General features: G+C 44.4%; 12 protein-coding genes and 1 other RNA gene. All 13 read right to left on the reverse strand.

What is annotated here, in order from left to right:
* Nucleotides 1–215 precede the first annotated feature (215 nt).
* Nucleotides 216–473 (reverse strand): pro-sigmaK processing inhibitor BofA family protein, encoded by a 258-nt coding sequence (locus tag CA600_RS23275; RefSeq protein WP_371915754.1) that lies wholly within the window; start codon nt 471–473, stop codon nt 216–218.
* A gap of 43 nt (nt 474–516) precedes the next feature.
* Complete coding sequence (locus CA600_RS23280) at nt 517–768, reverse strand: DUF2508 family protein (RefSeq protein WP_094873241.1); 252 nt, start codon at nt 766–768, stop codon at nt 517–519.
* 136 nt (nt 769–904) lie between these two features.
* A complete protein-coding gene (gene recR / locus CA600_RS23285; RefSeq protein ID WP_042123249.1) occupies nt 905–1,504 on the reverse strand; it encodes a recombination mediator RecR in 600 nt (199 codons plus the stop codon).
* A 39-nt stretch (nt 1,505–1,543) separates the two neighbouring features.
* A complete protein-coding gene (locus CA600_RS23290; protein WP_094873243.1) occupies nt 1,544–1,855 on the reverse strand; it encodes a YbaB/EbfC family nucleoid-associated protein in 312 nt (103 codons plus the stop codon).
* A gap of 47 nt (nt 1,856–1,902) precedes the next feature.
* Nucleotides 1,903–3,678 carry a DNA polymerase III subunit gamma/tau gene (gene dnaX / locus CA600_RS23295; RefSeq protein ID WP_094873244.1) on the reverse strand — a complete coding sequence of 592 codons (1,776 nt, stop codon included), beginning with the start codon at nt 3,676–3,678 and terminating at the stop codon, nt 1,903–1,905.
* A 137-nt stretch (nt 3,679–3,815) separates the two neighbouring features.
* Nucleotides 3,816–4,084: signal recognition particle sRNA large type (gene ffs, locus CA600_RS23300), an RNA gene on the reverse strand.
* A gap of 116 nt (nt 4,085–4,200) precedes the next feature.
* A complete protein-coding gene (gene rpmE, locus CA600_RS23305; RefSeq protein WP_042123239.1) occupies nt 4,201–4,398 on the reverse strand; it encodes a 50S ribosomal protein L31 in 198 nt (65 codons plus the stop codon).
* Between the two features lie 131 nt (nt 4,399–4,529).
* Entirely contained in the window at nt 4,530–5,807 is a 1,278-nt protein-coding gene (locus tag CA600_RS23310; RefSeq protein WP_094873246.1) for a radical SAM protein, read from the reverse strand.
* Between the two features lie 25 nt (nt 5,808–5,832).
* A complete protein-coding gene (rho, locus tag CA600_RS23315) occupies nt 5,833–7,185 on the reverse strand; it encodes a transcription termination factor Rho (protein WP_042123234.1) in 1,353 nt (450 codons plus the stop codon).
* Nucleotides 7,186–7,348: 163 nt separating this feature from the next.
* Complete coding sequence (locus CA600_RS23320) at nt 7,349–8,602, reverse strand: UDP-N-acetylglucosamine 1-carboxyvinyltransferase (RefSeq protein WP_060623903.1); 1,254 nt, start codon at nt 8,600–8,602, stop codon at nt 7,349–7,351.
* 187 nt (nt 8,603–8,789) lie between these two features.
* Nucleotides 8,790–9,644: a class II fructose-1,6-bisphosphate aldolase gene (fba, locus tag CA600_RS23325; RefSeq protein WP_036679934.1), complete on the reverse strand. Its 855-nt coding sequence runs from the start codon at nt 9,642–9,644 to the stop codon at nt 8,790–8,792.
* A gap of 208 nt (nt 9,645–9,852) precedes the next feature.
* Nucleotides 9,853–10,182 (reverse strand): response regulator, encoded by a 330-nt coding sequence (locus tag CA600_RS23330; RefSeq protein WP_094873284.1) that lies wholly within the window; start codon nt 10,180–10,182, stop codon nt 9,853–9,855.
* Between the two features lie 426 nt (nt 10,183–10,608).
* A complete protein-coding gene (locus CA600_RS23335) occupies nt 10,609–12,216 on the reverse strand; it encodes a CTP synthase (RefSeq protein ID WP_094873247.1) in 1,608 nt (535 codons plus the stop codon).
* Nucleotides 12,217–12,224 lie beyond the last annotated feature (8 nt).

Genomic DNA, 12,224 nt, shown 5'->3' on the forward strand with positions numbered 1-12,224 from the left:
CTCACTCGTTGTTCAGTTTTCAAAGATCAATGTCTCATCTTTCGTCGTCGTTGCTTGTCAGCAGCGACCTTTATAATATATCACAGCACCTTTGTTTTCGTCAAGCGTTTTTTTAATTTCTTTTTTTCGCTTACCGTTTCAGCAAGTTGTTAATCAACATCTTGTCCAAAGGGGCGAGACTTAATGTATCATATTTTTCAAACTCACGTCAAGCATTAAAACAAAATAATTCTTAATCCTATTAACATTACAACGCCTGGAAGGCCAAGAACCGTTACTGCGCCTATGGTTGCAGGATTCAGGGGAATATGAACTTGTGTGATTAAACCCGAGAAATTCACTACATATATCGCGAGCGCAGCCAGTACCAAATGAGCTCCGAACAGACTAAGCCATCCAAAGCCAAGCTTTTTCCGGAATACAATTACACTTAACAACACAACTGATATGACCAGTACTCCTATAGCTAACATTCTTAGCATGTTGATCCCTCCTATATTTTCATTTGGCTAGCGGCTACATCTGACTGCTATTTAATCCAATGCTCTTTGCATGTTTGAGATGTATCTGATACTTGCGCTCTGCTGCCTCTAAAATATAAATAGCATAATCAATTTGATCTTGACCCAGCGCTTCATCAAACATTAGGTACGCTCTCTCCCACTCGGATTGTGCCTTACGAACTTCCAGCAACGTTTCCCAGCCCTCCGTATCTTTTCTACCCTGTTCTTCATCTGCTCCCCGCCACAATGAGCTCCACCATCCCATTTCCCATTCCTCCTCAGAATAATTTCGATGCAAAATCACATCTCTTTATTCTCATTCATATCGGGATAGGGACAAACTTAGAACAAAAAAAGGAGGCCCAGGGGGCCTCCTTTTAAAAAACACGACTTTAGAGCTACTAGAATAGCTCACGACGACCTTCCAACGCTTTGGACAAGGTAACCTCGTCGGCATACTCAAGATCGCCACCAACAGGCAAGCCATGGGCTATTCTGGTGATTTTAATCTCAAAAGGACGAACTAGACGAGAAATATACATCGCCGTTGCCTCACCCTCAATGTTGGGGTTGGTCGCCATGATAAGCTCACTCACTCTTTCATCACTCAAACGAGTCAATAATTCCTTCAAGCGAATATCATCAGGGCCTATACCTTCCATAGGTGAAATCGCACCCTGAAGAACGTGATAATACCCATTAAACTCTTTGGTTCGTTCTATTGCCACCAAATCCTTGGAGTCTTGGATCACACAGATTACTGAAGGGTCTCTAGTTTTGTCCTGACATATCTTACACGGATCCGTATCCGTAATATTACAGCAGACGGAGCAATAATGAAGATTACGTTTGACACTTACTAGCGCTTTAGCAAAATCAATGACATCGTCCTCTTTCATGTTAAGCACATGAAAAGCTAACCGGGCGGCTGTCTTCGGCCCAATCCCGGGTAAGCGCGTAAAAGCATCGATCAGCTTGGCTAGCGGTTCGGGATAATACAAATTAATAATTCTCCTTTAGACGAAAGTGGAGTGAGTGAATTAGAACAAGCCTGGGATCTTCATTCCACCAGTAAATTTACCCATATCATTGTTCGCAAGCTCTTCAGCTTGAGTCAAAGCATCATTAACTGCAGTGATTACTAAATCCTGTAGCATTTCAACATCTTCCGGATCAACAGCTTCTGGCTTGATTTGAATAGAAAGCAATTTTTTGTGACCATTAACTTGAACTGTAACTACACCGCCACCTGATGTGCCTTCAATAACCTTGCCACCCAATTCTTCTTGAGCTTTAAGCATTTGCTCCTGCATTTTCTTCACTTGCTTCATCATTTGGTTCATATTATTCATACATCATCTCTCCTTTGGAATGCGCTATTTGCGCTAGTATGCTTACATTACTCTTTTATGACAACAAGGTCTTCTCCAAAAAGCTGGATAGCCTCATCAATCCAAGGTTCAGATTTGGCATCTGCAGTATCATGTTCATGCTCTAACCGTAACTCCTCTTTGCTAGGCTGTCCCACCTGCTTCTGAGCGGCTTCGTTCCAATCGCGCTGCATAATAGTTACCAGTCTATAAGGTTTACCAAGACGCGCTGCAAGCACATTCTCAATGACCTGTCTATTTGCCGGTTTCTCCGTTGTATCACGATGAATCGTGTTCTTGAATGCAACAAGCACAGCATCGTCCATTATGGATACAGGTTCTCCGTCTACAAACCACGCATGAACCGTTACCTTCTCCTCTTTTACCCCTTGCAAGACAAGACTCCACTGTTTGTAGATAGCTGCAAAATCAGGACTATCCTTACCAGCAATAAACTTATCAACATTTGGAGGCATTTTGGAGGTAGCAGAGATTCTAGGCGCAGAACTTGGAGTCGGATTCGATTTCGCAGAAGAAGCACCATCTCGCCCACCTCCGGAAATACCACCAGACTGCAATGCTTGTTCCAGCTTTTTCTCCAGCGCAGTAATCTGTCTCTTGAGCAGATCCAGTTCACCAGAGTGAACCGCAGGAGCATTCACCCCTGATCCAGCCTGTAATGCGCCTAACGGAGCAGCTGATGCGGTCTCACTTCCCTCTTGCTGCAAGCTACAAAGCTTCATCAGCGCGACTTCAAACAACGTCTGCGGATGAGTAGCATACTTCATTTCACCTAGGTACTTATTAAGTGTATCTACGATCTGAAACAGACGCTCCCGGGAAAATGCGGTGGCCATATCTTTAAATTCGGCAGGATTAAGCACTCGCTCCGTCAGTTGATCGGCCCCGGGTACCATCTTAATCATCAATAAATCACGAAAATAATACATAAGATTCTCTAGACATTTATCAGCACTTTTACCTTCATGCATAAGCTGTTCAACAAGCTCCAGCAGAAGACCCATATCACCTTCCAATATGGCAGTGGCAAGACGTGCAAATTGCTCGGAGGGTATCCCTCCGGTCATCCCTAGCACTTGTTCGTACGTAACTTTGCCATCTGTAAAAGATGAAATCTGATCCAGCAAGCTTACTGCATCGCGCATACCCCCATCAGAAAGGCGGGCAATATACTGCAATGCGTTAACATCGGCTGTAATCCCTTCCTTCTCACAGATAGCACTTAGATGTGCCGTCTGTTCTTCCAAAGCTACTCTACGGAAGTCAAACCGCTGACAACGAGAGATGATCGTCGCTGGCAATTTATGAGGTTCCGTAGTTGCAAGGATGAACATTGCATGTGACGGTGGTTCTTCCAATGTCTTTAATAGCGCATTAAATGCTTCTGTTGTCAGCATATGCACTTCATCAATAATATACACTTTACGGCGCACCTCGGTAGGTGCATATTTCACCTTGTCCCGGAGGTCGCGAATCTCTTCTACGCCCCGGTTGGATGCCGCGTCTATTTCCTGCACATCCATCACATTACCCGCAGTGATTCGCAAGCAGGAAGGACACTCGTTGCAAGGCTCCGGACCTGGCCCACGTTCACAATTGACCGCTTTCGCTAAGACTTTAGCAGCACTTGTCTTACCAGTTCCCCGCGGACCACTGAACAGATAGGCATGCGAAACCCGCTGTTCACGAATTGCGTTCTGCAGCGTTTGGATAATGTGCTGTTGTCCAACCATGTCTTGAAACGACTGCGGCCGCCAAGCACGGTACAGCGCGATATGTTCCACTATGCATTACCCTCTCTTAGGCTGCCTCTTTCCCGGCATTTGTCGCAAATTTATTATACTATATTCATCGGCTATTGACCAAAAACAAAAAGCATCTTTGCTTGTGGCAAAGATGCTGTTATAAACAGAATTATAAACCGTGCACCTGTTATTGATGACTACGATCCAAGCGGCAACCCTACATGACTGCTCGGGCTAGGCCACCCTCCGGCACAAGAGTAAACTTACTTATGGCTGCTTCCTTCCGGACCTGACCAGGTTCATAAGCACTCATTGCGGAGGACCCAACCGTCAACACAGCCCGTAGGAACCAAGGCCTCACATCGATAGCACCTCTAACAGGAATTCAACCTCGCTACAGCGGATTGCGAGTTACAGGGCACCGCTACCTCCCCGTCTAGCACGGCGAAGATAAGTATAGCTCACGCTCGAATAAAAATCAACTCCAAGACATAAAATGAGCCCCCAGCGAGAAAGCTGGGAGCTCGATCTAACCATTAAGCCGCTAAGCGGCTATTCCAATTAGATACCGTATTTCTTCTTAAATTTATCTACGCGACCGCCGGCATCCAGGAACTTCTGCTTGCCAGTGAAGAAAGGATGGCAGCTGGAGCAAATTTCAACACGAAGCTCTTGTTTAACAGAGCCAGCTTCGAAAGAGTTGCCACATGCGCAGGTTACCTTAGTTAAGTTATACTTTGGTTGAATTGCTGCTTGCATTTTGAATTTCACCTCTCATGCCCTAAGCCTCATGCGGACCCAGAGTTATATGATTACACTGTGGTATTTTAGCACGAAAAATTCAATTGATCAATATGTTTCATTGGTAATTCATTGGTATATTTGCTCTATTAAATGTTGAGTTGCCGTTGCTTTAGCCGAGCCATATTTGCTGGCGGTACATGGGTGTAAGAACCAATAACAACATCCGGCAATTCGTCACGGAAAATTTCCAGCATTGTCTTCATACCGAGAATTTCACCCTTAGCAGGAGGAATTAACTCCAGATAACTCTCTGGATCAATGTTCAGGTTACGCATCTGAATAAGCTTCAGATCCGTACGTCTTACAAACTCCACCATCGCCTCAATCTCTTCTTCACGGTCAGTTACTCCAGGGAAAATCAGATAGTTGATCGATGTGTAAACGCCCTGCGAGGCAGCATATTTCAAAGACTTCTCTACATTAGCCAATGTGTAGCCACGTGGTTTGTAATAAGCATTATAATGATCATCTAGAGCACTGATCGTGCTGACACGCATCAAATCCAGCCCAGCATCGACGATTCCACGAATATGATCGCTTAAGCCAGCATTGGTGTTGATATTAATATAGCCCATGTCAGTAATCGAACGCACTTCACGGATTGCTTCTATAATAAGTTTTGCCTGCGTAGAAGGTTCACCTTCGCAACCTTGTCCAAAACTGATAATCGACTCAGGCGTCTTCAAGTGCTCCAACATAACTTGTGAAATTTCATTGACCGTTGGTCGGAAATTCATCCGAGTCTGTGGAGACACAAAACCACTATCATCAGGTTGCTCAGAAATACAGCCAAAACAACCAGCATTACATGAATAAGAGACAGGCACACCGCCCTCCCAGCGCCCTAAGAAGGTGTTGGAGGAAGTCAAGCATTCATAACCAAGCGCACAGTTAGAAAGATGTTCATAGAGGCGGTTATCAGGATATTTGGCAGTCAACTCGCCAACGCTTACCTCGAGATCCTGTTTATCACAGTTCAGCGGGTTCCATTTCTCCGGATTATCGGTTGGATCCGCCGCAACATAGAACCCGCCATCCTTCCACACCACAGCCGAATACCCAAACAGAGGAAGCTTGTAAGACTTATCTGTCTTTACATACCCAGGAAGACACAAGCGAGTATAGCCCTGAGGCAGCAGCGCGCCTACAGCCTGTGAGCCATCCGGCAACGCCATCATTTCACCTGTCTCTGGATCCATACCCACCGCCCGCGTACTAGGCAAGCCCACAAGAGTGGCGCCTTCAGGCAGCGGAATCAACTCTTCCTCCAACATTTCAACGATCATATCCCCACTACGGGCTAGCCCGTACAGTTCTGGATGATCATATACGTTTCCTTGCCCGTCGGCATATACCAAATACATGTTAGTCTCCTCTTATTATCAATTCTCAAGTTGTAGGTACTGAAGAAGTCTTTGCCCGTGTTGTGCGACGAGCAGCCGTACCACTGTTGGAAGTTCCTCCGCTACTTGCAGTTCCATTTGGCGATTGTTTAGCTCCCGCAACGTCAAATGATGCTAAGAATTCAGCATTAGTCTTTGTATCACGCAGCTTTTTGATGAATCCCTCCACAAAATCATAGGATTCATTCATATTTTTGCGAATCGCCCAGATCGTATCAAGCTCTTCTTTGCTCAAGAGCACTTCTTCACGACGTGTACCTGAACGACGAATATCAATAGCAGGGAATATACGGCGTTCCGCCAATTTGCGATCCAAATGAAGCTCCATATTACCAGTACCCTTAAACTCTTCATAAATAATATCATCCATACGTGATCCGGTATCAATTAAAGCAGTTGCTAAAATAGTCAGTGAACCGCCCTCTTCTACATTCCGTGCAGAACCAAAAAACCGTTTCGGCCGATGAAAGGCTGCCGGGTCAATCCCCCCGCTAAGTGTGCGTCCAGATGGTGGAACCACAAGATTATACGCACGTGCAAGACGGGTAATGCTATCTAAAAGAATAACTACATCCTTCTTGTGCTCAACTAAACGAAGAGCTCTTTGCAACACAAGTTCGGCCACTTTAATATGATTCTCTGGAAGCTCATCAAACGTCGATGCAACCACTTCGCCTTTTACTGAACGCTGCATATCGGTTACTTCTTCGGGACGCTCATCTATTAGCAATACAAAGAGTTCAATCTCAGGATTATTAGTGGAAATACTATTGGCAATTTCTTTCAAGAGGAGCGTTTTTCCTGCTTTAGGAGGTGCTACAATCAAACCCCGCTGCCCCAAACCTACAGGAGCGAGCAAATCCATTATTCGGGTAGACAAATGAGTAGGGGATGTTTCAAGCGGTAGCTTGTCTTGCGGATAAAGTGGTGTTAATGCTGGAAAATGTAGTCGCTCCGCTGCGCTAGCAGGGTTCTCACCATTAACGGCATTGACTTGAAGCAGGCCAAAATATCGTTCATTTTCTTTCGGCGTCCGGCATTTCCCAGATACAAGATCTCCGCTTCTGAGATCAAACTTCCGAATTTGTGAGGCTGAGATATAAATATCTTCAGCACTAGGCAAATAGTTAATCGGCCTTAGAAATCCATAGCCCTCGGGTAGAATTTCCAGTACGCCTTCCATAAACATAAGACCGCTTTGCTCTGCCTGTGCCCGAAGGATCGCAAAGATCAGTTCCCGTTTCTTCAGCTGTCCGTAATAAGGGATCTGGTATTTCTTGGCCAGCTTATACAACTCGGTCAGCTTCATTTCTTCCAAATCGGAAATTTGAAGATCCATGTAATAACCACCTATTCAATTTTTAAATGAGTTCGCCCTAGTCTATCTACTAGGCAAAATGATGAGTCTATTAAAATGCCCATTAGGATATTAATACCCAATTTGGAAGGATATATGCGGTAAGTAAGCAAATAACCCTCCTTCCAAACGGGATATCCTAATTTTATTCGTTCTCACGCCAAACATGAGCACCAAGTTGTCGAAGGTTGCTCACTAAATTATCATAACCACGGTCAATATATTCTACGCCGGTCACCTCGGTGATCCCATCCCCTACCGTCAATCCAGCAATGACAAGAGCAGCGCCTGCCCGTAAATCGGTCGCTTTCACCTTTGCAGCGTTAAGCTTACCACCCTCAATAATTGCAGAACGGCCTTCAACGCGAATTTTCGCGCCCATTCGTACCAATTCTGGCACATGTTTAAAACGGTTGCTGTAGACGAAATCGCTAAGCACACTAACGCCTTCCGCCTGTGTCAACATACTTGTCATAGGAGATTGTAAATCTGTAGGAAAGCCAGGATAGGTCAACGCTTTGACATCTGCGTGCTCATATTTAGCTCTACCTATAACGCGAATACTTTCATCAAGCTCTTCAATATCAACGCCCATCTCTAAAAGCTTGGCCGTTAAAGCTTCCAAATGCTTAGGAATTACGTTATCTATCAACACATTACCACGCGTAGCCGCAGCGGCAATCATATAAGTTCCAGCTTGAATCCGATCGGGAATAATGGAGTGACGGCAACCGTGCATCTCTGATACCCCTTCGATTCTGATGGTTTCTGTACCAGCGCCTTTAATAACAGCGCCCATAGAATTCAATAGGGTTGCAACATCTATAATCTCAGGCTCTTTAGCCGCATTTTCAATAATTGTGGAGCCTTTGGCACGTGAAGCCGCCAGCATGATGTTAATAGTAGCACCTACGCTTGATACGTCTAAATAAATTTTCGCACCGCGTAGTTCTTTAGCATATAAGTGGATAGAACCATGTTCGTTGGTAACTGTCGCTCCCAGTGCCTCAAATCCTTTGATATGCTGATCGATTGGACGAGGTTCGAAGTTACAACCACCAGGAAGACCTATTGTCGCTTCTTTGAATCTTCCAAGTAGAGCTCCCATCATATAGTACGAAGCTCGAAGTTTCTTAACCGGACCATTAGGCATAGGTATAGATACAATACGCGAAGGATCAATTTTCATCTGGTTGCCTGACCAAGATACACTTGCGCCAAGCTCTTGCAAGATTTCGGAGTAAACGGCTACATCACTAAGGGACGGTAAATTATCAAGAACAACTTCAGATTCGGCCAAAATCGCCGCAGGAATAAGTGCAATAGCACTATTCTTTGCTCCACTGATGGTTACAACGCCCTCTAGCGGACGTCCACCGCCAATCATTAATTTTTCCATAGATTTATCAATTTCCCCCTACGTGTATTGCAGCTGTGTGGGCAATACGTGCTGTGGACTTTTAGTGATGAAAATGGAAAGACACCGGCTAAGCGGTGTGCTTTCCTCATCAAACTATTCAACTGGGCAGAGCTACACCCTGCCCTTTACAAATTGCTTGTCCACCAGTGGCGGAAGCTAACAATGATTAGGCTTTGTTGTTGGATCCAAATTCGCGGATTTTACCAATAACGGTTTCTTTGATCGCATCGCGACCTGGTGCGATGAATGTACGTGGATCGTAAGCATCAGGTTTAGCAGCTAGAACTTCGCGAACAACTTTTGCGAACACGATTTGGTTCTCAGTGTTTACGTTGATTTTGGAAGTACCCAAGGAGATAGCTTTCTTGATGTCATGTTCAGGAATACCTGTACCACCATGAAGAACCATTGGGATGTTAGTAGCATCGCGGATTTCTTCCATTTCTTTAAATCCGAGGTTAGGCTCGCCATGGTAAGGTCCATGAACGGAACCTAGTGCAGGAGCCAAAGTGTCGATACCTGTTTCTTTAACAATACGTACGCACTCATCAAGCTTAGCATACATGATGCCGCCGATAACGTCGTCTTCTTGTCCACCAACAGTACCTACTTCTGCTTCTACAGAAACACCTTTAGCGTGAGCATATTCAACGACTTTTTTAGTCATATCAATGTTCTCATCGATTGGGTGGTGGGAACCGTCGATCATTACGGATGTAAATCCAGCATCAATTGCTGCTTTACATTTATCAAAGCTAGATCCATGGTCAAGGTGGATCGCTACAGGAACTGTGATATTCATATCGATAATTAGACCTTCTACCATCTTAACAACAGTAGTGAAGCCGCCCATGTGACGTGCTGCGCCTTCGGATACACCAAGGATTACTGGTGATTTCTCTTGTTCAGCGGCACCAAGAATAGCTTGTGTCCACTCCAAGTTGTTAATGTTGTACTGACCTACTGCGTATTTTCCTTCAAGTGCTTTGTTCAACATGTCTGTCATAGATACTAATGGCATGGTTTCATCCTCCTAAGAATGTTGGTTGGCTATGTTTTTAAACCGACATCACATACAGGCTTATTATAACACAACCTGAGTCAAATACTAAATAGGATAAACAAAAAAATGTCCCGGTGGGACGATTTTTATCCAGCCCGTATAGCAATTACACTCAACCTGTTTATAATCACCATAACCAAATAGAATCGATACAGAAAATATCATTTTAACTGCATTGATCTACAGACTTATTATGAAGATGCATATTGACCGCTACCCGCATTTCATCGATGTCAAATGGCTTTGTGAAATGCATCAATGCGCCTAGCTTGGTTGCTTCCTTAATCATATCCAGCTCCCCATAAGCGGTCATCATTATGACCTTAATGGACGGATTTAGTTCCTTCAGATGCTTCAAAATCTCAAGTCCATCCATTCCCGGTATTTTCATATCGAGCAAAACCAAGTCAGGAGACTCACTGCGAACAATGTCTAAGGCTAATTTTCCGTTAGCTGCTTGAAATGTCGTATATCCTTCGCTATTGAACACTTCCATAAGAAGAATCCGAATCCCGTTCTGATCATCGACAATTAACACTTTCTTTTTTCCATATAATACCCTCCCAGAGATTAAGCCAGATTGACTATACCGCGCTCTCCACAGCTAACGGCCCCTTCAGAAACTAACCCATACGAAACCTATTATTCGTGCTTCACTGCTCAAATCCTGCTAATTGGATAAAATGGGTAAATAAAGAGTCTGAATTACAGTGATGTCATTTACGGAGCTCTTCAAAATGGACAAACAGGTATAAACACCTTCGGCGTCCTTATAAGGTTGTTAAGCGTTTAAGCGAGAAATTTGGGACATGAAGGACAGGTGAACAACTTATACTTTCGAATAGTTACAAAAAAAGAGCCTCCAATAGGAGGCTCTTCAAGTTTGATATAGAACCCGTAGGTTCCGATTATATTCATAAAATTACTGCTGTTCGGAATGAGTCAAAGAAGCTTTGACGAAATCACGGAACAACGGTTGTGGACGGTTCGGACGTGAAGTGAATTCCGGATGAAATTGAACCGACAAGAACCAAGGATGTCCCGGAAGCTCTACGATCTCAACTAAACGGCCATCTGGGGAGGTTCCGGAAATGACCAGACCTGCTTTTTCAATCTCATCACGGTACGTATTATTGAACTCATAACGGTGACGGTGACGCTCATAAACCAGTTCATCATCGTAGCAAGACATTGCCAGGGAACCCTCAGCAATCTTACAAGGATACAAGCCAAGACGCATAGTACCGCCCATATCTTCAATATCCTTCTGCTCAGGAAGCAGATCGATCAGTGGATATGGTGTGTTTGGATCGATTTCGGAGCTATTTGCACCTTGTAAACCTAGAAGAGAACGGCCATATTCGATTACGGAAACTTGCATACCTAAGCAAATTCCGAAGAAAGGTATCAATTTCTCACGGGCATAACGAATTGCAGAGATTTTACCTTCAATTCCCCGATCACCGAAACCACCTGGAACTAGAATACCACCAACACCGCGCAGCATTTCGTCCACGTTCTCATCTGTGATTTCCTCTGCATTTACCCAGCGTACTTTAACTTCTGCATTGGAGGCAAAACCTGCGTGTGATAAAGATTCCACAACACTCAAATAAGCATCATGCAGAGCTACATACTTCCCTACAATCGCAATTTCCACTGTTTTCTCTAGCTTCTGAATCCGCTCAAGCATACTTTCCCATTCACGCATATCTGGCGCAGGAGTTGTAAGCTTCAAATGATTAACAACAATCTCGTCCAATCCTTCATCACGAAGATTCAATGGAACTTCATACAACGTTGAAGCATCACGGCATTCCACAACAGCATTAGCATCAATATCGCAAAAGAGTGCGATCTTCGCTTTCATGTCTTCGGAAAGCTCATATTCCGTACGGCATACGATGACATTCGGTTGAATACCGATGCTGCGCAGCTCTTTAACACTGTGTTGTGTCGGTTTTGTCTTCACTTCTCCAGCAGCCTTGATATAAGGAATCAAGGTTACATGGATATACATTACATTTTCCCGACCAATATCACTCTTGATTTGGCGAATAGCTTCCAGGAACGGAAGACTCTCAATATCACCTACGGTTCCACCAATCTCTGTGATTACAACATCCGAGTTGGTCTCGCGGCCTGCGCGGAACACGCGTTCTTTGATCTCATTCGTAATATGTGGGATAACTTGTACAGTTCCGCCCAAGTACTCTCCACGACGTTCCTTGCTAATTACGGATGAATAGATCTTACCTGTCGTCACATTGTTGTTCTTTGACAGATTAATATCAATAAACCGTTCATAGTGTCCAAGGTCAAGGTCAGTCTCCGCACCGTCATCGGTTACGAATACTTCACCGTGCTGATAAGGACTCATCGTTCCAGGATCTACGTTAAGATACGGATCAAATTTCTGAATCGTTACCTTTAGACCTCTGTTTTTGAGCAGCCTGCCCAGCGAAGCGGCGGTAATGCCCTTGCCCAGGGAAGACACAACGCCACCCGTTACAAAAATATACTTTGTCACTGTAAAAC

The organism is Paenibacillus sp. VTT E-133280, assembly GCF_002264385.1.
Classification (GTDB): Bacteria; Bacillota; Bacilli; order Paenibacillales; family Paenibacillaceae; genus Paenibacillus_AQ; species Paenibacillus_AQ nitricinens.